This window comes from Nocardia shimofusensis NBRC 100134 (assembly GCF_001613125.1).
GTDB lineage: Bacteria > Actinomycetota > Actinomycetes > Mycobacteriales > Mycobacteriaceae > Nocardia > Nocardia shimofusensis.
This window is the reverse complement of sequence record NZ_BDBT01000001.1, coordinates 199,206-224,431: the sequence shown is the minus strand read 5'-3', so window position 1 is coordinate 224,431 and position 25,226 is coordinate 199,206. Positions and strand designations below refer to the sequence as shown.

Sequence of the window (25,226 nt, the reverse complement as noted above, 5' to 3'; positions counted from 1 at the left end):
CGCACCGGAGGCTGTGACCGGCACCTTGCTGAGCATCCCGGCGAGGCCTCGCCAGGCCACTCTACGGGGTGCCGAGTCCGGCGTACACCCATCCGGCGCCTCGCCAGGAAGCGCGATCCAGGCAATTGCGGCCGTCGACGATCGAGCGGCCGCGCACCACATCGTCCAGATCAGCAGGCCGCAACGCGGTGAACTCGTCCCATTCGGTCAGTACGAGCACCACGTCGGCGCGGTCGCAGGCCTCGGCGACCGAGGTGGCGTAGTTCAGGGTGGGGAAGACCCGCCGGGAGTTCTCCAGCGCCTTCGGGTCGTACACGGTGACCACCGCGCCGTGCAGCTGGATCATGCCCGCCACGTTCAGCGCCGGGGAGTCGCGCACGTCGTCGGACTCGGGTTTGAAGGCCGCCCCGAGCACTGCCACGTTCGCGCCGAGCAGTGAACCGCCCACGGCCGCGGCCGCCATGTCCACGACCTTGGTCCGGCGGCGCATATTGATGTTGTCCACCTCGCGCAGGAAGGCGACCGCGTGTTCGGCCCCGAGTTCACCGGCGCGCGCCATGAACGCGCGGATGTCCTTGGGCAGGCAGCCGCCGCCGAAACCCAATCCGGCATTGAGGAACCGGCGGCCGATGCGGGCGTCGTAACCGAGCGCGTCGGCCAGCACGGTCACGTCCGCGCCGGTCGCGTCGCACACTTCGGAGACGGCGTTGATGAACGAGATCTTGGTGGCGAGAAAGGCGTTCGCCGAGACCTTCACCAGTTCGGCGGTCGCGAGATCCGTGCTCAGGAAGGGGACCTCGTTGTCGAGCAGGTCGGCGTAGACCTCGCGAACGATGTCCTCGACCCAGGCGGAGGCCGGGCGGTCGCGGTCGACGCCGAGCACCAGACGGTCCGGGCGGAGAGTGTCCTGCACGGCGAAGCCCTCGCGCAGGAACTCCGGATTCCAGGCCACCTCGACCTCGAGGTCGGTCAGTGCCCTGGCGCGGCGCCCGAGCGCGGCGGCCGTGCCCACCGGGACGGTCGACTTGCCGATGATCACCGACGGCTCGAGCATGCGGGGGACCAATGAGTCGACCACCGAGTGCACGTGGGTGAGATCGGCGGCGTACTCGCCCTTCTTCTGCGGGGTGCCCACGCCGAGGAAGTGCACGCGGGCGTGCGCGGCGGCCTCGTCGTAGGAGGTGGTGAAACGCAGCCTGCCCGCGTCGAGATTGCGTCGCAACACCGCCTCGAGCCCGGGTTCGTAGAAGGGGACCACCCCGTCGGAGAGCTTGGCCACCTTGCCGGGGTCGATGTCCACCCCGACCACATCGTGTCCGAGTTCGGCCATGCACGCCGCGTGGGTCGCCCCGAGATACCCGGTTCCGAAGACTGTGCATCGCATGATCGATTGGTATGCCGCCCCGATGTCCACGCCGCGTCAGTGAGGCAAGGGTCACGGCAACAGCGGATGTACAGGCGGAAACTCGCTGGTCGGAGCGTTGCGCGTGACACGAGGGTGGACACGGGGCCTAGCATCGTCGGCGATGAGTGGTGTTCGGTCGGCTCGCATCCGACTGCGGCGACGGACTCGCCATGTCCTGCTCGCCTGCCTCGCGGCACTGCTGGTGCTCGGCCTGACAGCGGCGCTGTGGCCGGTCTACGTGCGTCCGCGCACCGATCCGCCGGCTCCCGCCGACGCGATCCTGGTGCTCGGCGGCGCGCACGACGGCCGTGAACAACTCGCCTTGCGTCTGGCCCGCGAAGGGTACGCCCCGCGCGTGCTGTTCTCCGATCCCTACGAATACAGCGCCCGCATGAACCGGATCTGTCACGGCGGCTACAGCTTCGAGGTCGTCTGCTTCGACCCCGATCCGCGCACGACCCGCGGCGAGGGTCGCGCCCTGGCCGCCTACGCCCGTGCCGAGGGCTGGACCCGCGTCATCGTCGTCACCTTCACCCCGCACATCTCCCGCGCCCGCTACGTCATCGGCAAATGCTGGGACGGGGAACTGCTCTTCGCCGACCCGCGCCCGGAACTCTCGCCTGCCCGATGGGCCTACGACTACCTCTACCAATCCGCCGCCTACATCGAGGCGTTCTTCGAGGACTGCTGACGCGACCGGCACGTGCTAACTGCGGGCATGTGGCATCAGTTTGATTTCCGCTGGCCCTGGCCTTAGATTGAGGATCGTGTTGGCCTGTGGCCAACAGCCTGTGAGCCGGGAGGACAGATGGATTTCAACTGGTCAGAGGCCGACCTGGCCTTTCGGGACGAGGTGCGAGCCTTTCTCGACGAGAAACTAACGCCCGAGATCCGCCGGGCCGGACGCCTCATGACGAGCGTCTACCCCGACCACGAGGCCAGCATGGCCTGGCAGGCGATCCTTCACGAGCGCGGCTGGGCCGCGCCGCACTGGCCGGTGGAGCACGGCGGCTGCAAGTGGAGCCTGACCCAGCACTACATCTTCAGCCGGGAATGCACGCTGGCCGGCGCGCCGGTGCTCTCGCCGATGGGCATCCGGATGGTCGCGCCCGCGATCGTCGCCTACGGCACCCCGGAGCAGAAGGACTACTTCCTGCCGCGGATCCTGACCGGCGAGGTGTTCTTCTGTCAGGGCTATTCCGAGCCCGAAGCCGGTTCCGACCTGGCGTCGCTGTCGATGGCCGCGGTCGAAGACGGTGAAGACCTCATCTGCACCGGTTCCAAGATCTGGACCACCCACGCCACCGAGGCGAACTGGATCTTCTGTCTGGTCCGCACCTCGCGCACCGGCAAGAAGCAGGAGGGCATCACCTTCCTGCTCATCGACATGACCACCCCGGGCATCGAGATCCGCCCGCTGGTGATGTCCTCCGGCGAGGAGGTGCAGAACCAGGTCTTCTTCGACAACGTGCGCGTGCCCAAGGCCAATGTGCTCGGCAAGATCGACGAGGGCTGGACGGTCGCGAAGTACCTGCTCGTGCACGAGCGCGGCGGTGCGATGTCGCCGATGCTGCAGGTCATGGCGCAGGAGCTGACCGAGGCCGCGGCCTCCCAGACCGCTCCCGACGGCGGCAGGCTCATCGACTACCCGGCCTTCGCCGCGCGCCTGGCCGACGCCCGCATCCGCACCGAGGTCCTCGAGGTGCTCGAGCATCGGACGCTGTCGCTGATGGCGCAGGGCAAGAACCCCGGCCCGTCGTCGTCGATGCTGAAGATCTTGTCCACCGAACTGAGCCAGCAGCTCACCGAGCTCGCGCTGGAAGCGGCGGGCCCGCAGGGCTGGGCCTACCAGCCGCACGCGACCGCGCCGGGCGGCCCGATCGCCAACTACACCCCGCCCGCCGACGGCTATCACAGCGGCGCGCCGTGGCAGGCCGTCGCGCCGCTGCGCTACTTCAACGACCGTGCGGGCTCGATCTACGCGGGCAGCAACGAAATTCAGCGAAACATTCTCGCCAAGGCAGCATTGGGGCTCTGATGGACTTCACACTCACCGAGGAGCAGCAGCTCCTGCGCGACACCGTCGCCGGTTACCTCGCCGCCCGTTACGACCTCGAGAAGAGCCGCGCCGCGATCAAGACCGGCGAGGGCTGGCAGCCGGCCATCTGGCGCGGATTCGCCGAAGAGCTCGGCATTCTCGGCGCCACCCTGCCCGAGGAGGTCGAGGGCATGGGCGGCGGCGCCGCCGAATTGCTGGTCATCGCCGAGGAATTGGGCCGCGCGCTGGTCGCCGAACCGTTCATCGACACCGTGGTGGTCGGGGCCGGTCTGCTGGGACGTTCCGGCGGCCGGGAGGAGCTGCTGCGCGGCATCGTCGCCGGTTCGGTCCGCACCGCGTTCGCGGCGCTGGAGCCGACCTCCGGCAACGTCCTGCACACCGTGCGGACCACCGCTCGCCGCGACGGCGACGAATGGGTGCTCGACGGCGCGAAGATCCTGGTCACCAGCGCGCCGCTGGCCACCCACCTGATCGTCTCCGCCCGCACCTCCGGCGAGGAGCGCGACACCGACGGCCTCTCGCTGTTCGTGCTGCCCATCGACCCGCAGAACCTGCCCGCCGGGGTGGAGTACCACGCCTACCGCACGATCGACGACCGTCAGGCCGCCGATATCGTGTTCACCGGCGTGCGCCTGCCCGCCGAGGCCCTGCTCGGCGGGGAAGGTCAGGCGTGGTCTGCTATCGACGCGACCGCCGCGGACGCGATCGCCGCGATCAGCGCCGAGGCTGTCGGCCTGCTGCGCAAGGTGTTCACCGACACCGTCGAATACGCCAAGCAGCGTCAGCAGTTCGGCGTCCCGATCTCGAGCTTCCAGGCCCTGCAGCACCGCATGGTCGACATGTACATGGAACTCGAACAGGCCGCCGCCGCTTCCCAACTCGCCGGCGCCGCGCTGTCGGCCGAGCCCGTCGAGCGGGCCCGCGCCCTGTCCGCGGCCAAGGTCACCATCGGCCGCGCGGCCCGCTTCATCGGCCAGAACGCCGTCCAGCTGCACGGCGCGATGGGCATGACCGAGGAACTGGCCATCGGCCACTACTTCAAGCGGCTCACGGTGCTGGAGCGCGAATTCGGCAGCACCGATTACCACCGCACCCGGTACGCGGAACTCACGCGGCCGTAAGGCGGTACGTGACGAGCCCGGAGCCTTCTCGGTTCCGGGCCGTCTGTCGTTCTGTGACGAAGGTTCGGACCGGCACCGAACCGGGTGATCGCATCGAGCTCAGAGGCCCGACGAGAGGCGCTGCGGCTCGGAGCGAGATCGTATGTCGGGCACCCGAGTAGACCGAACAGCCCGGGCTGAAGGCAGTCCGGCCCCGGATCGGTGGTGACCGATCCGGGGCCGGACGCTGTGTTCGATTACCGCGTCAGCTGCGGCGGCCCGGAGCCTTCGCGCCGGACTTGAAGCCGAGGCCGCCGGGCTTGGCGGTCGGCGGGGCCGGACGGTCCGCGTCCTCGCTCGCGGCGGGCTTCGCCGAACCGTTCGTTTCCGTCTCGGCCGGAGCCTGGGCGGATTCCGCGGGGGCCGACTTCTCCAGGGTCGGAGCGTCGGCGGGCTCGGCCGGGGCCGCAGCCGGTTCGTCCGGGGCCTCGGTGGCAGCCGGGGCCGCGGCCTTCGCGCCGGGGGCCTTGGGGCCGGGGCGCTTGAAGCCGGACTTCATGGCCAGGCCCTTGGCGGGCTTGGTCGGCATGGTCTCGGCGGCAGCCGGAGCCGTTTCGGCAGCAGGGGCTTCCGTCGCGGGGACGGTCTCCGCGGCCGGAGCCGTTTCGGCAGGGGCCGATTCCGTAGCCGGAGCCTTCGCGCCCGGTGCCTTCGCGGCGGGGCGCTTGAAGCCGGACTTCATGGCCAGGCCCTTGGCAGGCTTGGTCGGCATCGTCTCGGCGGCAGCCGGAGCCGTTTCGGCAGCGGGGGCTTCCGTGGCAGGAGCGGTCTCGGCCGGAGCCGATTCCGCGGCCGGAGCGGCGGCCTTCGCGCCGGGCGCTTTCGCAGCGCCCTTCATGCCGAGTCCCTTGCCGGGCGCCTTGGCGGGGCCCTTCATGGCCAGACCCTTGACGGGCGCGGCCTCGGACGCGGTCGGTGCTTCGGCAGCCGACTCGGCCGGCTCGTCGGAGGTCTTGGCGCCGGGCGCCTTGGCAGCGCCCTTCATGCCGAGACCGCCGCCGCCGGGTGCCTTGGCGGGGCCCTTCATGGCCAGGCCGCCACCGGCGCCGCCAGGCGCCTTCGCGGGGCCCTTCATGGCGAGTCCGCCACCGCCGGGCGCCTTGCCGCCCTTCATCGCCAGACCGCCACCGGCGGGTGCGGCCTTCGCGGCAGCCGGTGCCTCGGGCTCGGCTTCGGCGACCGTCGCCACGACGGGCTCCGGCTCGGGCTCGGCCTCGACCTTCGGCTCCTGGACGACGACCAGGTTCTCGCTGAGCTTCGCCGACTCGACGCGCTCGATGGAGTCGAGCATCAGCTGGGCCACGTCGACGACCTCGACGCCTTCGCCTTCGCCCTTCTCCTGGCGCGCGGTGACACCGTCGGTGAGCATGACGCGGCAGAACGGGCAGCCGGTCGCGATCTTGGTCGGGTTGGTGGACAGCGCCTCGTCCACGCGGTCGATGTTGACGCGCTTGCCGAGCTGCTCCTCCATCCACATGCGCGCGCCGCCGGCGCCACAGCACATGGAGCGCTCGCCGTGGCGGGGCATCTCCACCAGCTTCGAGCCCGAGGCGGCCATCAGCTCACGGGGAGCGTTGTAGATCTTGTTGTGCCTGCCCAGGTAGCAGGGGTCGTGGTAGGTGATGTTCTGCGACACCGAGGCCACCGGCACCAGCTTCTTCTGCCGCACCAGGCGGTTGAGCAGCTGGGTGTGGTGGACGACCTCGTAGGTGCCGCCGACCTGCGGGTACTCGTTGTTGAGCGCGTTGAAGCAGTGCGCGCAGGTGACGACGATCTTCTTCTTGCGATCCTCGACGCCGTCGAACACCGAGTTCAGCAGCTCGATGTTCTGCATGGCCAGCTGCTGGAACAGGAACTCGTTGCCCGCGCGGCGCGCCGAGTCGCCGGTGCAGGTCTCCTCCTGGCCCAGCACCATGAACTTCACGCCCGCGGTGGCCAACAGCTCGGCCACGGCCTTGGTGGTCTTCTTGGCGCGGTCCTCGTAGGCGCCCGCGCAGCCGACCCAGAACAGGTACTCGTAGCCGTCGAAGCTGTCGGCATCCTGACCGAAGACCGGGATCTGGAAATCGAGCTCGTTGATCCAGTTCAGGCGGTCCTTGGCGTTCTGGCCCCAGGGGTTGCCCTTGTTCTCCAGGTTCTTGAACAGACCGGCCAGCTCGGAGGGGAACTCCGATTCGATGAGCACCTGGTAGCGGCGCATGTCGATGATGTGGTCGACGTGCTCGATGTCCACCGGGCACTGCTCGACGCAGGCGCCACAGGTGGTGCAGCTCCACAGCACCTCGGGGTCGATGACGCCGTTGACGTCCTCGCCGCCGATCAGCGGGCGCTCGGCTTCGGCGCGCGCGGCCTCGGGGATCTTGGCCAGCGCGGCCTCGTTCGGCTTGCCCTCGGCGTCGACCAGGCCGATCTCGTCGCCGCCCATGTCCTTGCGGCCGCCGGCCAGCAGGTAAGGGGCCTTGGCATAGCCGTGGTCGCGCAGCGACATGATCAGCAGCTTGGGCGAGAGCGGCTTGCCGGTGTTCCAGGCGGGGCACTGCGACTGGCAGCGACCGCACTCGGTGCAGGTGGTGAAGTCGAGGATGCCCTTCCAGGTGAAGTCCTCGAACTTGCCCGCGCCGAGGGTGTCGTTGTCGGGGTCGACGTTCTCCATGTCGAGGGCCTTGCCGTTCGACATCATCGGACGCGCCGGGCCGAGGGCGACGCTGCCGTCCTCGTCACGCTTGAAGTAGATGTTCGGGAACGCCGCGAACCGGTGCCAGGCCACACCCCAGGTCAGGTTGCGACCGACCAGGTACAGGAACAGGCTGCCCGACATCAGCTTGAAGAAGGCGAAGACCGAAATCATGGTCGGGCTCGCGGGGAGCAGCTCGGCGACCCGCATGGTGAAGAAGTCGGTGGCGGGGTTCGCGTGACCGTAGGTCGCGATCTTGCCCGCCTTCACGAAGATCATGCCCAGGCCCTCGACGAGGACGATGGACTCGATGACGTACGCGGGTCCGAACTTCGAGCCGCTGAAGCGAGAGAGCCGCTCCGGGTCGCGCGGGTGGTTCAGCTGGCGGATGACGATCAGCGTGACGATGCCGACCACGGTGCCGATGCCGAGGATCTCGTCCCACAGGTGGTAGAGCGCCAGGTTGCCGATGATCGGCCAGTGGAACTCGGGGTCGATCGTCTGGCCGTAGGCCTCGAAGAAGAGGATCATGCCGCCGAGGAAGCCGATCATCACCAGCCAGTGCGCCCAGCCCACGGTCCGGAACTTGTTCATCCGGGTGTGCGCGAGGAACTCGATGACCATCTGCTTGAACCGTGGGAAGAAGGGCCGCCAGCGGTCGGGCGCGGACTGCCCGAGCATGATGGTGCGCGCGATCTTCCCGACGCCGCCGAAGAACGACACCCAACACAAAAGGCTGAGCGCCGCCCCAATCGTGCCCAGCGTCACTGTCAGGGCATTCATGTCGCGACCTTTCTTTCGAGGCAACACGAGCGTTCGTGGCCGACGTGCGCCGACCGGTCGGCTCGTATCGTAACCGCCAGTAAGTTACCCGTCGGTAACTTACTGGCTCCATCGTACGATGCTGTGTTGACCCGCAACCCCGCGTGCAGGGCGTCTGCGCGACTCCGGCCAGTGATCGATCTCACACAAGTCGGTTCCGGCGACGTGTTCCGGGCTTTGTCCACCGTAAACGGGCCTGTTCGCGGTATCGGTGGTAAGGACACGCTTAGTTCGGCGATTTCGTGGGCTATATCGCATTTCGGTGTCCGGTCGGTTACGCTACCGACGACTTGTTCGCAATGGTCACATCCACGCTGCTCGGGGAGAATTCGAAGTGACAGACCACATTTCGGATCGAGTGAGTTCTCGCGCGTGCTGACGGCCATCGTGACCCCGATGGATAGGACACAGAATTGAATTTCCGGAAGAGCGCTACTGCGGCCGCCTTGGTCATCGGCGCCATGACGGTGGGCTCCGGTGTGGTGCACGCCGAGCCGGCGCCGGACGCTCCCGAAATCGACTACTCGGTGAAGCTGGTCGACCAGACGATCGTGACGAAGCTACGTGGGGGAACCTTCGCGCTGGTCGAACTGGAACTCGACAAGGACAAGGCTCTCGAGCCGGGCGCGTTCACCGGTGACGAGGTCACCGGCGCCGAGCCCGTGAGTCCCGTCCCGGCCACCCAGGTCGCCGAGATCAAGGACGAAGCGGGCAACGTCGTGCTCCAGCTCCCGCTGGTGTTCAACCTGCTCGGCACCAAGATTCCGGTCAAGTCCGAGATCGTCGAGGACGGCACCATCCTGGAGATCACCCCGGAGAAGCCGGAGGGCCTGAACCTCGGTGACAAGCCGCTGGTCGTGAAGCCGGTCGCCTCCGCGGTGGAGAACCAGCGCGCGCAGAACGACTTCTCCAGCAAGTTCGGCATCGGCACCGCGATCGGCAGCTTCGTCGGCACCGCCGTCGGCGCCGCCATCGGTTGTGTGCTCGGCCTCGTCGGTGCGATCGTCGGCTGCGTCCCCGGCCTGCTCACCGGCGCCGGCGTCGGCGGCATCCTGGGCACCGTCGCCGTCGGCGGCCCGACCCTGCTCGCCGCGGGCATCGATCTGATCAACACCTACAACGCCCCGGACGGCACCACCCAGTGGGCCGACAAGCCGGCCGAGGCAGCTCCCCCGGTGGAGGGTGAGCAGCCGAAGTAATCAGGCTGAACCGAATCCGTGAAAGGCCCGCTCCGTAGCCGGAGCGGGCCTTTCACGTGTCCGGGAGTCGTCCGGTCCGGCGGTCAGCGGTGACTAGCCGGGCAGGGGTAGCGCTCCGGTGTAGGAGACCGACCCCAGCGGCGTGCCGGAAACCGCGAAGGAGCGCTCGGTGAACTCGAAGCCGCCGTCCTCGCGGACCAACAGCACCGTGCTCGCCCTGGTGCCGTGATGGTCGTTGACGATGAAGCGCGCCGAAAGGGCCTTCTCCATCTCGTATCCGACGCCGGTATCGGGCAGCAGGTCGTCCGGCGCCTCGGTCCGGTCGGCGAGCACGTCGAAATAGGCCTCTGTCGCGCCGGGATCTGATTCGATCACTTTGCGCAGCCCGGCCATCCCGTCGCCGACCTTGGGCCAGATGGGTTCCGGGGCAGTGGCGACCGCGCCCGGCTCCGGTCCGGCCGAGGTGACGAAACTACCGTTGGAGAGTCCGTGATAGCCCGGCGACAGCGCCTGGGGCCGCCGGGTGCTGCGGTTGCAGTGCCACCACAGTTCGGCCAGATCCGACACCAGGACGTTGTAGCCGTTGTAGTCGTCGGGCGCGGCCGCGACCTCGGTCAGGTAGCGGCCGGGGCCGGGGAAGCCGGGTTCCGGATTGCGGTCCTGCGCGCCGCGCAGGAAATCCATCAGCAGCGCGCCACGCGAGCGCGCGCCGGTGCGCTCGTTGTTCGGATTCCGCACATTGGTGACCGCGGCGAACCGGCTGTGTGGGCCGAGGCCGGACAGCCCGAGCCAGGTGCCGGGCGGGTCACCGGGCCCGCGGTCCAGCGCGCCCACGTCCCTGCCCGCGAGCAGGCCGGGGATCTCCGGCCACCACCGGGCGGACTCGGCCGGTCGGGTATAGAACTCGTCGCGATTCGCCGCGACGACCAACCGATACTCGGGATGAACTCGCCAGCCGATCAGCACCAAACACATGCGAACCAGAATGCCGGACCGGGGTCGAGGCCGAAATCGGTTCCCTGCCGCCGGTCCGGCGAAGGGCGGTACTCGCACCCGGCCGAGACAGCGAAAAGGCCGCCTGCGTGAAGCGGGCGGCCTTTTCGGATGCTGTGATGGTCACTCGGTGCGGATGCGCAGCCCCGGGTTGTCGGAGAGCACCACCGAGATCGGCTGCGCGAACAGCTGGGGCGCGTTACCGGTGAGCGCGCCGATCAGGTCCGGGATCGCGCAGATCGGATAGTCGGCCACCGACGAGGCGCTGGAGATGCCGAGCGCGAGGCGGCCGGTGACGATCGGGCCGCCGCTGTCGCCGGGCAGCGCGCAGATGTTGGCCGAGAAGCTCTGGGTGAGCAACCTGTCGCCGACCTGCACCGACTGGTCGACGGCGTTGACGATGCCGCAGCTGAACCCGGTGCGCGAACCGGCCTTGCAGACCGGGGCACCGACGACCGGGACCGCCACGCCCTCGACGCGGATCGGGTTGGCGCCCGGCACCCGGACCCCGTTGTTGGCGAAGCGGCCGGTGACCGCGTCGTCGATCCGGATGATCGAGTAGTCCTGCGAGCCGAGCACGGACTTCTGGAACGAGCCCAGGCGCGCGCCGATCTGTTCGCCCGGCAGCAATTCGTACACCGCGGCGGCGTTCGGAGTGCCGTTCTCCGGGTCGCAGTGCCCGGCCGAGATGTTGACCGTGGCGCCCGAGGAGTCGGTGGCGTTGAAGCCGAACGAGCAGCGCAGGGAGGACTGGCTGCCCGCGGAGGTGAAGCCGTCGCCGCCGGTCACCGAGCCACGGTTGAGTTCGCTCGCGATCGGGGTGGCCGCGGGCAGCGGCTCGGCGGCCACCGGAGGAGCGATGACGAAGACCCGCGAGGGGTCGACGAAGCTGGGCATCGGCACGCCGGCCTGGTCCACCCGGACCGCGATGCTGTTGTTGACGGTGTCGATGACCACGCCGCGGATCAGTGTGGACACGGCCTCGGGCTGGGTCTCCAGCCAGCGCTCGAACGCCGACTTCTCCCCGCGCAGGGTGGCCTCGCTCTTGGCCACATTGCGCACCTCGAAGCCCGCGGACTCGGCGGCCGCGCGGGCCTCCTCGGCGCCGGGGCCCTGGGCGAGGGCGACGACGGCCTTGCCCGCGTCGTCGAGCCAGGAGCCGGCGAACACCTGCGGGTACTGACGCTGCGCGGAGACAGCGAAGGCGGCGACCTGCTGGGCGAGGTCGGCCCGGTTCAGGTAGTCCTCGGGCGAGATCTTCAGATCACGGCTGAGCGCTTCCACCAGCTCGGCGGGCAGATCGACGCTCGTCCCGGCGGAGTCGGAGGGTTCGGAGGGTTCGGCGCTCACAACGGCGGCTGTGGGGCCGAACAGCAGGATCGCCGCCGAGGCGGCGATCACCGACTTCCGTAGTGCTGTGTGTCGTGCCGGCCTGAAGCGACCCATCCGTGGCAGGAGCATGAAGCGACTATATGGGGTTCGGGCCGCTATTCCCACTCGAACTTGCCCAGTCCACGCGAACTCGCCCACCCGTATTCCGGAGCCTGATCTCAGCTCGCCTGCCCGCCCGCGCGGACCTGGATGCCACTGCCGAGGCCGCCGCCGGAAGTGGCGTCGATATCGGCCAGGATCGAGCGGATCGGGATGCCCAGCGTGGCGGTGCCGCCGTAGGGCGCGAGCGCGATATTGGCCTCGTTGCAGTCCGGGGCGTCGGCGGCGTTGGAGCCGCTGGTGATGCCCAGCGCCAGGGTGCCGGTCACGATCGCGCCACCGCTGTCGCCGCCGAGCGTGCACGCCGAGCTGGCGAAGCCGCGGATGGTGCGGCTGTCGCCGTCGGCGGTGTAGAGCTGGGTCTCCACCCGGTCGGCCACGACGAAGCCGCAGGTGAAGGTCGAGGTCTGGCCGGACTTGCAGACCGGGGCGCCGATGATCGGATCGGCGGTGCCGGTGATGGTCAGCGTGGTGCCGTTGGCGCCGCGCACGACCGGACGGTCCATGCCGCCGCCGATGGCGGTGCTGTTGAGCTGGATGACCGAGTAGTCCAGCGCGGCCGGCCCGCCGAGCTGGGCGCGCGCGAAGGAGCCGAGTTCGGGGCTGTTGGTGATGTCCCTGACGTTCGGCAGGTACACCGGAGCGCCCTGGTCGGCCTCGTCGATGTTCGGATCGCAATGTCCTGCGCTGATGTTCAGCGCGTTGCCCGCCGCGTCGACGCTGTTGAAGCCGAACGAGCACACGTCGACGCCGAGCAGGGTGTCGTCCTGCAGCCCCTCGGCCGCCGTGATGTAGGTGTCGCCGCCCATCGGCCGCCGCTCGACCGGGCCGCCGCCCTCGGGGGTGAGGATGACCTTGATGTTGGCGATCAGGGTCGGCAGGTTGAGCATGTGCCCGGCCGGGGTGTTGGCGATACTGACCACGAGCTGGCTGTTGAGGACGTCGATCGCCACCGAGTTGATCACCGAGGACAGTTCGCGCGGCAGCCCGCTCATCCACTGCGCGAGCTGGGTCAGCGAATTCTCCAGGCTTTCGGCGGAGACCGGCGCGAGCTGGGCCAGGTAGCCGTCGGCGGTGGCGATGCGCGCGGCGTCGGCGGAGGTCACCGCGACCACCGGCTTGCCGTCGGCGGCGATCCACGCGCCCGCGAAGTCGTCCGGGCGTTCGGCGCGGAAGTCGCTGGCGTAGGTGCGCAACTGCTGGGCGCGGGCAGCGCGGTCGAGGTACTCCGTCGGCGTCATCTTCAGATCGCGCGAAATCGCTTCCACCAATTCGGCGGGCAGAGCATCTGCGCTGAGCTGTCCCGGCGCGGGGTTCGCGCTCGCGGTGCCGGACAAGGGGGCCAGGAGAACGGTCGCGGCGACTCCGAGGGAAGCTGCCCTGACCGCGGCGCGACGCGCCACCAACTTGCGCATGAAGTCCCTTCGTCGGCACGCGGGGCGTGCCAGGTGAATCCGTGGCCATCGGCGGCGAATCCGTTGGCGCACAGAGGTGGTCCAGCTCGACCGTGCGCCGGCCTCGAGGGCCGCGACTACGGTCAGCGACACACTCTAAGGCACAAACCGGTTCTGTGGTCGGTGAGTCTCTCGGTCATCGCATCGGCGGTCCGGTCCTCAGCGGTCCTGACGCCAGTACGGTGTGCGCCAGTCGTCGGATCTCGGGTCGTAGGGGAGGAACGGGTTGCGCCGGGTGGTGGTCGGCTCGGCGGTGGTGCGTTCGGGGGCGGTGGTGGCGGGCGGCGTCGTCGCAGTCGGTTCCGGAGTGGTCGTGGGCGTCTCGGTGGTGGTCGGGGCCTCGCTCGTCGTCGACTCGGGCTGCTGCGCGGGCGCGAGGGGAGTCAGCACCCCCGGTTCGGGGGCGGTCGGCGTGGCAGGCGGCGGGGCGAAGGTGCTCGAGGCGCCGGACTTGGCGTCGGGGAAGTTCGGCGGCGCGGGGGATTCCTCCCCTTGGAACAGCACCGCGACGCCGATGCCGCCGAGCACCAGTCCGGCCAGCGCGGCCACCCCGACCAGCATCGGCACCCGGTTGCCCGGCTTGCTCCGGTCCGGCGTGGGCGCGGATCGGGCGAGGACGGTCTGCGGTTCGGCGATGGTCTCGGCGGGGCTTGCCGTGGTCGGCTGTGCGGGCACCGGGGCGAGCACGGGGACCGCCGAATCGGCGGCGGGCATCGCGGCCGAATACGCCTGCTGCGGCTCGGGGGTGGGCACCGCGGGAATGATGTCGGTGACCACGGTGGAATTCTCGGCCGAACTCGGGTCCGGCGGGGTCAGCCCCGCGGGGGTGGCGAGCACGGCGGTCAGCGCCGCGCGCGCGGCGTCGTAGGCGAAAGCCTTGCCCGGTGCGGCGGTGTCGGCCGAGGGCAGGTCGGCTTCGCTGGCCAGCACCACCGACTTGAGCCCGAGGTAGTCCAGCGCCTCGCGCAGCGCCTGCACGTACTCGGCGGGCCAGTCGCCCGGGTGGGCGGCGTAGAACTCCGCCGCCCCGGACAGGTGCTCGGTGGTGAGATTGATCAGGCAGAACAGCGCCGTGGCCACCAGGTCCTCGGCGCGGTAGGCGTCCCCGTCGTCCACGGGAATGCCCGCCGGGTCGCCCAGCTTGGACACGAAGCCGGAGATGGTGTGCGCCGGACCCTCGGGTGCGGGACCGCCGAGGGCGGTGTCGCCGTCGTCGGACATGTGCAGCACGCAATCGCGCTCGATGTAGTGCAGTTCACCGACGTCGGTGAGGACGGCCGCCGTGCAGCCGTCATCAGCGATCCGCAGGCCCACCCCTGTGGCCATCACATCCCTCGCTTCGGCGTAGATCGGCGCGCGCGGCACTCACACGAGCAGCGACCCGTGGCCCATGGCGCGGAGCATCGACAATAACTCCGATCGTGACCCGGCACCGATTCGACGTCTGATCCGGGCCACATGGTGCTCCACGGTCTTGGCCGAGATGTAGAGCCGCGCGCCGATCTCGCGATAGGTCAGCCCGAGCAGGACGAGTTCGGCGACTTCGCGTTCGCGGTCGCTGAGCACGGTGGGCTCGGCGGAACGGGTCGTTCGAGCCGGGCGGGTGACCGCGGCCGGGGCGGCCGGTTCCTGCGGTCGGGCCCGGGTGCGCACGGTGCGCGCCAGTTTCAGCAGCGCGGTCGCGGTCGCGGAGTCCGTGGCCGAGAGCGCGGCTTCGCTGGCCAGCCGGGCGGCATCCCAGATCAGGCCCGCCTCGGACAGCCCCGCGACCGCCGTCTGCACCGAGGGCAGGTCGGCTTCTCCGCGCAGGACCAGTACCCAGGTGCGACCCGCGTCGGCGAGGACGGCGGCGTGCCGGTCACCTGTCTCGGCGGCCTGCTTGAGCGACTGCGCGGGTGGCAGCAGTTCGTCGGGACGCTCGCGAGCGATCGCGGCCTGCACCCCGTACCAGTGGAAGGCGTTGGACCACGCGGGCGGGCTGCCCTGGCGGCGAAGCAGTATCTCGGTCGCCTCCACCAGCGGGCGGACCCGCGCTTCGTCGTGCAGCCGGATACCGGCGAGCAGCAGCTCGCCGACGGGCAGGACGGTGAGCAGGTCGGCGTCCACATCGTCGAACAGCGGGCAGGCGGCATGCCACGCTCGGGTCAAGGCGGTGTGGTCACCCGCGCGCCTGGCCAGACCGACGGCGGCGCCGTGGGCGAGCAGCTGGTCGCGCCGGTCCAGGCGGGCGAAGTCCACCGACGCCAGCGTGTGCGCGGCCGCCTTCTCGTTGCCGCCGAGCATGGCCGTCCAGGCGGCGAGCACGGTCAGCTGCGCGGTGCGCAGCCCGGGCGCGGCCGCCCGGCGCAGCGCGTCGCCCGCACGGTGCGGCTGTCCGGCGCTCAGGCTCAGCAGGGTGGCGACCGGCAGCGCGCCGCACGGCAGGAACCGGTCGATCCCCGCGTCGGCGTGCACGGTCTGGATGAGCGCGGAAATGGCTGTCGCGCTGTCGGATTCGGAACCGTCGAGGCTGCCGCCGAGCGCGGTCGCGATGATTCGGGTGTGTTCGCCCGCCTCGGTGGGCGGCCACTGTCCCGCGGTCTCGGACAGCGCGTGCGCCCCGGCGGGGTCACCGGTCAGGTTCAACACCGTGGCGCCGACCGCCCAGTCCGGGCCCACTCGATCCGCGCCGAGCCATCGGTACAGCTTGGCCGCCCGGCCCGCCAGACCGCGCCGGGTCAGCACGCCCGCGCAGATCCGCACCGCCGCCGCCAGGTCGTCGGCGATGGCGTCGGGATCGGCGAGCACCGGCTCGGCCAGGCGCATCGCGGTCTCGCCGTCGCCGGCGAGGGCCGCTGCCTCGGCCCAGCGCAGCGCGAGACCGGCCGGGTCGGCGCCCGCGGCCGTGGCGGCGGCGTAGTAGCGCACGGCGGAGTCGCCGTGGCGTTCGGCGGCCTTGGTGAGGAAGCCGGCCAGCCGGGGATCGCGCACACCGGATTCGGCGAGCATCAGCGCGGTGTGGTCACGCAGCAGCCCGGACTCCAGCCGGGCGGCCAGCAGCCTGCGCTGCACGGCCACGAACCGGCGATCGCCGAGCATGGTGCGCAGCGGCGTGACGGCGGGTTCGACCAACAGATCGGCGTCGGTCACCAGGGCGGTGGCCCGTGCCCGGTCGATGAGCGAATGAGCCTCGCCTGCCTGCACCCCGAGCACCTCGGTCAGTTCGCCCGCGTCGAGACCGGCGCCGGTGGTGGCCACGGCGAGGGCTTCCAGCAGATCGGGTTCGAGACTCTCCAGCTGGCCGCGGGCCCACATCGTGACCGCCTCGTCGACCGCGCGCATGCTCGCGTCCAGCCGAGCCGAGCAGGCCGCCGACAGCGCCGCCACGACCCCGCCGCGGATGCCGCCGGTCTGTTGATGGATGCGCTGGGCCACCGGGCGCGGCACCATCATGCCGAGTTCTCTGGCGAAGGGCAGCAGCTCGCTGGTGCCGAGCGGTCGCAGGTCCAGCACCCGGCCGACCCGTGCCGTCGCCTCGGTCAGCACCCGCAGGCGCGGATCGTGCGGGCGCGGCTGCATCGCCACGATCACGGTACGAACGCCCGCGTCGACGGCGGCGCACAACGCGTCCAGTTCCTCCGCGCCCAGGGTGTGGGCGTTGTCGACGATCAACGCGGCGCCGCCGTCGCGGGAGGGACCGGCCCGGTCCTGGAAGTCGATGCCGCCGCCGCGCAGCCGGGATCGGATCAGCGCGAGCATCGTCGACTTGCCGGTACCGGAACGACCCCGGATCAGGCAGACGACCGGCTGTGCCTCGAGATTGCCGAGGTCGCGCAGGATCTCGCGCACGTAGGGCAGGGAATCGACCGCGATCTCAGCCACCGAGGCCCCCGAGCACGCCGCCGACTCCTTCGCCGATGCCCTCGCCCAGCGTGCCGACTCCTTCGCCGACCTTGCCGACGCCCTCGCCCACGCCGCCGACTACTCCACCGAGGGTGTCGCCGACGGTATCGCCGAGGCCGTCGGTGGACGGGGCGGGCGGTGGGGTGTAGCCGCCGCCCGGGGAGGGGGCGGGAGCGGGCGCCGGGGCGGGTTGGGCGCCCGGCTGGGGTGGCGAGACGGCCGGGGCAGCGGGAGCTTGCGCACCCGCGGGGAGGTCAGGGACGGGCTGTCCCGCGCCGGGTGGAGCGGTGACGGATGGTGAACCCGGTTGCACGGCAGGGGAATCGGAGCGCGCAGGCGCTTCCGGGCGGTCGGCGGCCGGTGTGTCTGCGCCCTCGGGACCGGAGGTGTCCTGTTCGTTCGCGGCCGCGGGTGGCGCGGGGGCGGACGCGCCGGGAGTGGGCGGCACGGTGGTCTGTTCGGTCGAGGCGGGGGTGGCGGCGTCGCTGGGCAGTCCCGGGCCGACCGCGATGGTGCCCGTGGCGAGCAAGGCGAGGGCGGCGACCGCGGCGGCGAGGACTCCGGCGCGCTGTCCGCTGCCGAGCCTGGGGGGCCGGGTGGCGCGGGGAAGCGCGGGCGCCCCGACGCCTGCCGCGGCGACAGCGAGTTCCGTGGTTTCGGCCTCCGCGAGAGTGTCGGGCACGGTATGGGAGAGGAGGTCGGCGGCGACGACGGCCGCCCCCCTGGCCGCGGTGTGCGCCGGCTGCGGGGCGGCGATCACGGGAAGACCGAACTCGCCCGAAAACAGTTCGGTGACCAGGGGAATCGAGGCCCCGCCGCCGGTGAGCAGCACCCGATCGAGATCGCCGAGGCCGATGCCGGCCCGGTGCACCACATCGCGGACGAGGTCGAGGCAGGTCAGCAGGCGCCCGCGCAGCAGCTCCTCCAGTTCGTCGCGCACCAATCGGATGCGAGTACCCGGGTCGTCCAGCGGGACGCATACCGTCGTCGCGGTATTTCCGGACAGAATTTCCTTTGCCGCACGGCAATTTTCCCGCAATACCGCGAGCCTGCGCTCGGTGGCCGGATCGAACGGATCGATATCTCTGTCGCCGAGTGCGTTTGCCAATACGTAGCGCATGGTCAGGAGGTCGAATTCGTTGCCCGCGGCATCCTCGGTGCGGGCGGTCGCCAGTACGGCGGAGTGCGAGCCGGTGCGCACGACCGTCGCGCTCGTTCCGGTCGCGCCGAGATCGACGACGACGATCGCCGCGTCGGCGAGCGGTCCGTGCGCGGTATCCAGCCAGCGGGCCGCCGCCAGCGGTTCGGGCATCAGCGTCACCTCCGCGACGGCGTCGGTGAACACCGCGCGCTGCAGTTCGACGGTGTGCGCGGACCACCACGCGGGATGACAGAGAACCGCCGCCACCGGACGATCTCCGGTGGCGGCGACGGCCTCCTCGATCAAGCACGTGACAGCGGTGGCCACCAGATCATGGGCGCCGTGCCCGGAACCGTCGTCGGCCAGGATGTCCACCGGGTCGCCGACTCGGGACAGAAAGCCTTCCAGCACAACGTCGTCGGCATGCGGCTCGTCCGCGTCGGCGAAAGCGGCTCCGCCCGTGCGGTTCAGGCGTAGCGCGCTGCGATGGGTCAGCACCAGGCCGCCGCTCGCCGGATCGGCCTCCGTGCCCGGGGCCCGGCCGGTGGTGGCGACCGCGACCGACCCGGCCGACCCGATGGTGATGCCGAGCGCCTGAAGCTCTGTCATGTGAACCTCTTCGGAGACTGAGTGATCCGCTGGGGATCGCGGGGTGACCGATGTCGCGTGGAGCGCGGGGGTGGAGCCGTTGCCTTGCTGCGGTGCGGCCCGGCAGGCCGACCGAACCTGCCCTTCTTTCGGTTGCTGATGCCCCGCCGTTACTTCCCCTGGGGAATTTGGGGGAAATTCCCCTAATGCGTCACAACCCCCTAACGCGTTCGAACGCCGGATGTTGGGGGTCGTCCCCGTTACGCCGTAACGCTTCGGCTACCTAGCGTGACAGGTATTCCAACGAGTGCGGAACGCTTCGGCCCGCCCATTCCCAGGAGACGATCCGAATGACCCCCAACGCGATTCTCGAGTTCATCCTCGGCCTGCTGCGCGACCGCGAGGCGGCCACCGGCTACTGCGCCGATCCCCAGGCCGCCCTCACCGCCGCGGGGCTGTGTGAGGTCACCGCCGAGGACATCGCCGCCGTGGCCCCCATGGTCGCCGAATCGGCACTGGTGAGCGGAGGCTCCCAGCTCTCGGCCATCGTCGCCGCAGGCGGCGCGGTCACTGCCGCAGGCGGCGCGGTCACTGCCGCCGTCGGCACCACTGCCGCGGCCACCGCCGCGGCGGTCGCAGGCGCGGCCGCGGACCTGGGCATCGACGCCGCCACCGGTGTCGCCGCCGACCTGGGCCTGAACCTCGGCGCGGACGCCGGAGCGGGCGTCGACATCGGTGCGGGTCTGGACCTGGACGGAGACCTCGACCTCGGTACCGGCCTCGACCTCGGCCTAGGCGCGGCGATCGGCACCGGCATCCAGGCGGGCGCCGACCTCGCGGCCGGTGTCGGGGCCGGTCTGAACGGTGCGGTGGGTGATCTGACTGCGGGTCTCGGCGGTGCGGTGGGTGCGGGCGCCGATCTGGTCGCGGGTGTGGGTGCGGGGCTGAACGGTGCTGTCGGCGCGGTGGGTGATCTGACCGCCGGTCTCGGCGGCGCGGTGGGGGCGGGCGCCGATCTGGTCGGGAGTGTGGGTGCGGGGCTGAACGGTGCTGTCGGCGCGGTAGGTGATCTGACGGCCGGCCTCGGTGGCTCTCCGGGACTCGGTGGGGACCTCGTGGCCGGTGTGGGTGCCGGTGTGAACGGCGCGGTGGGCGCGGTCGGTGATCTGACCGCGGGCCTGGGCGGTGCGGTGGGTGCGGGTGCCGATCTCGCGGGCACCGTGGGGACTGGTGTGAACGGTGTGGCGGGTGCGGTCGGTGGGCTGACTGCGGACGTCGACGGTGCGCTCGGTGCCGACGGCGGCCTCGCGGGCACCGTGGGTGCGGTGCTGGACAGCGCGGTCGAGGTGACGGCGGGTCTCGGGGGCGCGTTGGACGCCGGTGCGGACATCGGGGCAGGACTCGATTCGAGCGCGGGCGCGCTCGCCGATATCGGCGCGGGCATCGAAGGCGGCATCGGCGCAGCCGCGGGTCTGGGGGCAGGGCTCGGCGCGGCTGTCGAAGGAGTTGTCGGTGCGGGCGCGAACGCGGGTGCCGAATCGAGCGGCGGTCTCGGCGCCGCGGTCGACGGGGTGGTGGATGCGGGTGTGGGGGCCGGTGTCGACTTCGGTGCGGCTGTCGATGGGGTCGCGGATGCGGGTGTGGGAGCCGGTGTCGATTTCGGTGCGGTTGATGGGGTGGTGGATGCGGGGGTAGGTGCCGGTGTCGATCTCGGCGCCGGGGTCGACGGGGTCGTGGACGCCGGTGCCGGTCTCGTCGGCGGACTCGGCGCCGAACTCGGCCTCGGTGGCGCGGTGGACGGCGTCGCCGATGTCACCAGTGGGCTCGAAGGTGCGATCGGCGCGACCACCGGGTTGGCAGGCGCGGTCGGCGGGGCTGTCGAGACCGGTATCGGTGCGGGTGGCGAGGTGGATGGGGGTACGCAGGCGGTCGGCGGCTTGGAGACGAATCCGGCGGCGGGAGTAGGTGCCGTCCTGGCGGCCGGTGGCGAGGCGACCGGTTCGATGGATGGCGGTGTGGGCCTCGGCGGCGGGCTGGACGGCGTTGTCGGTGGTGATCTCGTTTCGGGTCTCGACGTCGGGCTGACCGGCGGCGGGATCGGTGCCGCGTGGGGTGGGGCTTTCGGCTCCGGTGGTGTGGTGGACGCCGGGGTGGAGACCGGTCTGGGAGGTGCCGCCGAGATCGGGGGTGCCCTCGACGCTCTGGCCGGTGCGTCCGGCGCTGTGAACGGTGCCGCGGATGTGGCCGCAGGGCTGACAGGTGCTGCTGCGGGCACGGGAGATCTTTCCGGTGATCTGGGCGGCGCAGTCGACGCCGCGGCGGGTCTGGGTGCCGGGTGGGAGACGGGTCTGGGTGCCGGGTTGGAGACAGGCATCGGTGCCGGGTGGGAGACGGGTCTGGGAGCGGGGGGCGGACTCGACACCGCACTGGGCGTGGCCGACGCGGGCGCCATGTTCGGCGGCGATGCGACGGCTGTTGTCGAGACCGGTCTCTCGGGCGCGCTGTCCGGTGGCGCCGAAACGACCGGTGCGTGGGCCGGCGGAGCGACGGGCACGGTGGAATCCTCCGGCGCGCTGGGCGGGTCGGTCTCGAGCACGGTCGACGCCACCGCCGGTTTCGATGGTTCGTCGGCCGGTTCGGCGGGCGCGACGTTCGATTCCGCCGTGTCCGGGGCGGCGGGCACCTGGTCGGCGGTCGATGTGTCGAGCGCGTTCGGCTCGGGGCTGGGCGGCTCGATCACCGGAGCGGGCGAGGCCGGACTGTTCGGCGCGGCCGAGTCCGGTGTGCAGGCGGGCGGCGCGGCCGACCTGACCGGCGACGGTTTCACCTACTGAGGCAACAGGATTCAGCGCAACTTCCGGAAGGTCTGCACGAGCTATGGTGAGTACCGCCCAGCCCCCTGCCGTACCGCTGCTGCCGGTACTCGCCGAAACCGTCGCGGTGGCGCGGGCCGCCGGGCGCACCGATCTGGTGGCGCGGCTGGCGGCGGCGAGCGAGCGGGTGCGTGACCCACGGCGACGGATCGTGGTCGCGGGGCTGCTCGGTCAGGGCAAGAGCCGGTTCGTCAATGCCCTGCTGAATGCCGAGGTCTGCCCGGTCGGCGACGATGCCACGACGACGGTCCCGGCCGTGCTGGCCTCGGGGCCGAGGTCGTGCGCCGAGCTCGTCTGCCTCGATCCGGACGACGGCAGGGAACACCGGGTGGAAGTGCCGCTGGATCACCTCGCCGAACTCGGCGAGCGCACCCCGCTCGCCGGCGGCAGGCAGGTCGCGCGTCTGGAGATGCGGCTTCCCAATCCGCTGCTCGACGACGGCATCGTCCTGGTCGATACGCCCGGCGTGGGCGGCCGGGCGGGTGCGGGCGCGGCGACCGTGCTCGCGATGGTGCCGTCGGCCGACGCGGTGCTGGTGCTCTCCGACGCGTCCACCGAGCTGACCGAACCCGAACTCGGCTTCCTGCGCCAGGTCCGCGAGTTGTGCCCGGCGGTGGCGTTGGTGCTCACCAAGACCGACCTGTATCCGCACTGGCGTCAGGTGCGCGACGCCGACGCGGCTCATCTCGAACGCGCAGGCCTCGGGGTGCCGATCGTGCCGGTCTCGGCGTTGCTGCGTGCGCACGCGATGCGCACCCAGGACAGGCAACTGGGGCTGGAGTCCGGCTACGGCGAGCTGTACCGGTTCCTGCGCGAGCAGGTGGTCGCGCGAGACCAGACCGCGACCCGTGTCGCGCTGGCCCGCGATATCCATTCCGCGGCAGAACATCTCGCCCTCGCACTGGGCACCGAGCTGCTCGCGCTGCGCGACCCCGAGCAGAGCGCGGCCGCGATCGCGGAACTGCGCTCGGCCAAGACCGCCGCAGAGGATCTGCACCGCCGCACCGCCGCCTGGCAGCAGACCCTCGCCGACGGCATCACCGATCTCGCGGGCGACGTCGACCACGACCTGCGGGATCGCCTGCGCGGCATCGCCAGAACCGGCGAGGAGTGGATCGACGACCACGACCCCGGCAGGCACTGGACGCTGATCGCCGAATGGCTCACCGACGCCGTGGACACCGCGCTCGGCGAGAACCTGCTGTGGACCCACAAACGCGCGGCCGCGTTGGCCGACCGCGTCGCCGAGCACTTCTCCCACGGCGGCACGGTCGAATTGCCGGACGTGCGTATCGGTGTCGGTGGTGGGAGCGGCGCGGTCGCGGCCGCGACCCTCGGGGAGCTGGAACCCGACATCGGCGTGGGCAGCAAGCTGCTGGTCGGTATGCGCGGCTCCTACGGCGGCGTGCTGATGGTCGGCCTGGCCAGTACCTTCGCCGGGCTGGCCATGTTCAACCCGATCTCGCTCGGCGCCGGAGTACTGGTGGGCGGCAAGGCCTTCCGCGACGACAAACAGGCGCGACTGGCGCGCCGACGAGCCGAGGCCAAGACCGCGGTGCGCCGCTTCGTCGACGACGTGGCGTTCCAGGCGGGCAAGGAATCCAAGGACCGGCTGCACCGCATCCACCGCGGCCTGCGCGACCACTACGCGGGCGTCGCCGACCGCAGCCTCCGCTCCATCGACGACTCCCTGCGCGCCGCCCGGGACGCCGCCTCCATGGAATCGTCCCGCCGCGCCGCTCGCCGCGAGGAACTCGAACGGCAACTGCGCATCGTGGGGGAATTGCGCAGATACGCCGAGCTGATGGGCCGTTCGGAGCAGCCGGATGCCCGTGAGCAGACCGCTCGCGAGCAGACGACGCGCGCGGAAGCGGCCGATCGCGGCGACACCGGGGCGGTCGCCCGGTGAGTACCATCGCGCGACCCGCGCCCGGAATCGTCGGCGAGGCCCATCGACTCATCGCTGTGGCCAGGCAGTCCTTCGCCGATCAACCGCGCCCGCGCGCCGTGCTCGCCGACTGCGCGCGACGGCTGGACCAGCCGTTGCGGGTGGCCCTGGCGGGATCGATCAAGGCCGGGAAATCGACCTTGCTGAATTCGCTTGTCGGCCAGGACATCGCTCCCACCGACGCGACCGAGTGCACCCGCGTCGTCACCTGGTATCGCCACGGTTCCACCCCCGGCGTCACCGCTGTCGCCTCCGGCGGCGCGACTGCCCATGTGGTGGTCCGGCGCGGCAGTGGCGGCCTGACCTTCGATCTGTCCGCGCCCGCCTGGAATCGGCCCGGCTCGCACGAGGTGGACCACCTCGAGGTGCAGTGGCCCGCGGCGACGCTGGCGCGTACCACGCTCATCGACACCCCCGGCACATCGTCGCTGTCGCGGGAGGTTTCGCGCCGCACCGCCCGGCTGCTGACTCCGGGCGCGGAGGACGACGGCGATCAGGTGCGCGTCCCCGGTGCCGACGCGATCGTCTACCTGCTGCGTCGCCTCGACACCGCCGATCTCGATTTCCTGGAGCGGGTCGGCGCGGGCGGCGGCTCCGCGGCCGGTCCGCTCGGCGTGATCGGGGTGGTCTCGCGGGCCGACGAGATCGGCGCGGGCGGTCTCGACGCGCTGCACTCCGCCCGAGACGTGGCCGCCCGATTCGCGGGCGAGCTGGAGCGCACCGGACTGTGCCAGGCGGTGATCCCGGTGGCCGGCCTGCTGGCCTTCGCGGCGGCGACGCTGCGCGAACAGGAGTTCACCGCCTTCCATGCGCTGGCCGCCGTGCCCGCCGAAGAACTGGGAGCGGCCATGCTCTCGGCGGACCGGTTCGCCCGCCCCGATATCGCGTTGCCGGTCGACCCGCGGGTGCGGGCCGGACTGGCGGCGCGGTTCGGCCTGTTCGGAATCCGCATGGCGGTGACGCTGATCCGGCTCGGCGTGCGCGATTCCGCCACGCTCGCCGCCGAACTGGCCGATCGCAGCGGAATCGAGGAGTTGCGCGCGGTGCTCGATGTCCAGTTCGCCCAGCGCGCCGATCAACTCAAGGCGCACTCCGCGCTCACCGCGCTCGCCGGTGTCCTCACCGCGTGTCCCGGCACCGCCGCCGACGCACTGCTGCCCAGGGTGCGCACCCTGCTCGCCGATGTGCACGGCTTCGCCGAACTACGCCTGCTGAGCCGCCTGCGTGCCGGGGAACTGCCGCTGCCGCCCGACGACCTGGCCGAACTGCACAGCCTGCTCGGCGGCGCAGGCGTCGCGCCGCACCTGCGGCTGGGTCTGCCCGCCACCGCGCCAGCCCCGTTGGTGCGGGCGCGCGCGGCCGAGCTGGTGCGCAAGTGGCGGGACCGCTCGTCGCATCCGCTGGCCGACCACCGCACCCGCGCGGCCTGCCTGACCGCCGCCCGCAGCGCGGAGGGCATCCTCCCGATGCTTCGGCCCGATCGCTGAACCGCCTGCCGCCCGCTGTCGCCGGAAAAATTTCTGCCCGTCGTGGAATA

15 protein-coding genes are annotated in these 25,226 nt (G+C 71.0%); 7 read left to right on the top strand and 8 right to left on the bottom strand.

Annotation, left to right across the window (positions count from 1 at the left end):
• Positions 1-61: 61 nt before the first annotated feature.
• Positions 62-1,384, bottom strand: coding sequence for a UDP-glucose dehydrogenase family protein (locus NS3_RS01035; protein ID WP_067852312.1), 1,323 nt, complete (start codon positions 1,382-1,384; stop codon positions 62-64).
• Between the two features lie 142 nt (positions 1,385-1,526).
• Here NS3_RS01035 and NS3_RS01030 point away from each other — a divergent pair, with 142 nt between their 5' ends.
• The 3 genes from NS3_RS01030 to NS3_RS01020 all read left to right on the top strand — a co-directional run bounded on the left by NS3_RS01030 (position 1,527) and on the right by NS3_RS01020 (position 4,585).
• A complete protein-coding gene (locus tag NS3_RS01030; protein ID WP_084494927.1) occupies positions 1,527-2,096 on the top strand; it encodes a YdcF family protein in 570 nt (189 codons plus the stop codon).
• Positions 2,097-2,213: 117 nt separating this feature from the next.
• On the top strand, positions 2,214-3,443 hold the full coding sequence (locus NS3_RS01025) for an acyl-CoA dehydrogenase family protein (RefSeq protein ID WP_067852310.1): 1,230 nt from the start codon (positions 2,214-2,216) through the stop codon (positions 3,441-3,443).
• A complete protein-coding gene (locus tag NS3_RS01020) occupies positions 3,443-4,585 on the top strand; it encodes an acyl-CoA dehydrogenase family protein (protein ID WP_067852308.1) in 1,143 nt (380 codons plus the stop codon). The genes NS3_RS01025 and NS3_RS01020 overlap by 1 nt, the downstream gene beginning before the upstream one ends.
• Positions 4,586-4,829: 244 nt before the next feature.
• Here the strand turns inward: NS3_RS01020 and NS3_RS01015 are convergent, their stop codons facing one another.
• On the bottom strand, positions 4,830-8,081 hold the full coding sequence (locus NS3_RS01015) for a (Fe-S)-binding protein (RefSeq protein ID WP_067852306.1): 3,252 nt from the start codon (positions 8,079-8,081) through the stop codon (positions 4,830-4,832).
• 452 nt (positions 8,082-8,533) lie between these two features.
• On the opposite strand from NS3_RS01015, the gene NS3_RS01010 reads away from it, so the two are divergent.
• Positions 8,534-9,319: a DUF8020 domain-containing protein gene (locus NS3_RS01010; RefSeq protein ID WP_245649390.1), complete on the top strand. Its 786-nt coding sequence runs from the start codon at positions 8,534-8,536 to the stop codon at positions 9,317-9,319.
• A gap of 93 nt (positions 9,320-9,412) precedes the next feature.
• On the opposite strand, the gene NS3_RS01005 is transcribed toward NS3_RS01010, so the two are convergent.
• The 6 genes from NS3_RS01005 to NS3_RS00980 all read right to left on the bottom strand — a co-directional run bounded on the left by NS3_RS01005 (position 9,413) and on the right by NS3_RS00980 (position 18,889).
• A complete protein-coding gene (locus tag NS3_RS01005; protein ID WP_067852304.1) occupies positions 9,413-10,294 on the bottom strand; it encodes an NRDE family protein in 882 nt (293 codons plus the stop codon).
• 141 nt (positions 10,295-10,435) lie between these two features.
• The gene (locus NS3_RS01000) at positions 10,436-11,713 is read right to left on the bottom strand and encodes a S1 family peptidase (RefSeq protein WP_444980671.1); all 1,278 of its coding nucleotides are present in this window, start codon (positions 11,711-11,713) and stop codon (positions 10,436-10,438) included.
• 149 nt (positions 11,714-11,862) lie between these two features.
• Positions 11,863-13,218 (bottom strand): S1 family peptidase, encoded by a 1,356-nt coding sequence (locus NS3_RS00995; RefSeq protein ID WP_067852301.1) that lies wholly within the window; start codon positions 13,216-13,218, stop codon positions 11,863-11,865.
• Between the two features lie 198 nt (positions 13,219-13,416).
• Positions 13,417-14,583 (bottom strand): hypothetical protein, encoded by a 1,167-nt coding sequence (locus tag NS3_RS30285; protein ID WP_067852762.1) that lies wholly within the window; start codon positions 14,581-14,583, stop codon positions 13,417-13,419.
• Between the two features lie 39 nt (positions 14,584-14,622).
• On the bottom strand, positions 14,623-17,118 hold the full coding sequence (locus NS3_RS00985) for a LuxR C-terminal-related transcriptional regulator (RefSeq protein WP_067852300.1): 2,496 nt from the start codon (positions 17,116-17,118) through the stop codon (positions 14,623-14,625).
• Positions 17,111-18,889: an Hsp70 family protein gene (locus NS3_RS00980; RefSeq protein WP_067852299.1), complete on the bottom strand. Its 1,779-nt coding sequence runs from the start codon at positions 18,887-18,889 to the stop codon at positions 17,111-17,113. The genes NS3_RS00985 and NS3_RS00980 overlap by 8 nt, the downstream gene beginning before the upstream one ends.
• A gap of 329 nt (positions 18,890-19,218) precedes the next feature.
• Between NS3_RS00980 and NS3_RS00975 the strand changes: the two genes are divergently transcribed.
• Genes NS3_RS00975 through NS3_RS00965 form a run of 3 tightly spaced genes read left to right on the top strand, consistent with a single transcriptional unit; the run spans position 19,219 to position 25,176 of the window.
• Positions 19,219-21,702 (top strand): IniB N-terminal domain-containing protein, encoded by a 2,484-nt coding sequence (locus NS3_RS00975; RefSeq protein ID WP_067852298.1) that lies wholly within the window; start codon positions 19,219-19,221, stop codon positions 21,700-21,702.
• A 43-nt stretch (positions 21,703-21,745) separates the two neighbouring features.
• Positions 21,746-23,650, top strand: coding sequence for a dynamin family protein (locus tag NS3_RS00970; RefSeq protein WP_067852297.1), 1,905 nt, complete (start codon positions 21,746-21,748; stop codon positions 23,648-23,650).
• Positions 23,647-25,176 (top strand): dynamin family protein, encoded by a 1,530-nt coding sequence (locus NS3_RS00965; RefSeq protein WP_245649388.1) that lies wholly within the window; start codon positions 23,647-23,649, stop codon positions 25,174-25,176. The genes NS3_RS00970 and NS3_RS00965 overlap by 4 nt, the downstream gene beginning before the upstream one ends.
• Positions 25,177-25,226 lie beyond the last annotated feature (50 nt).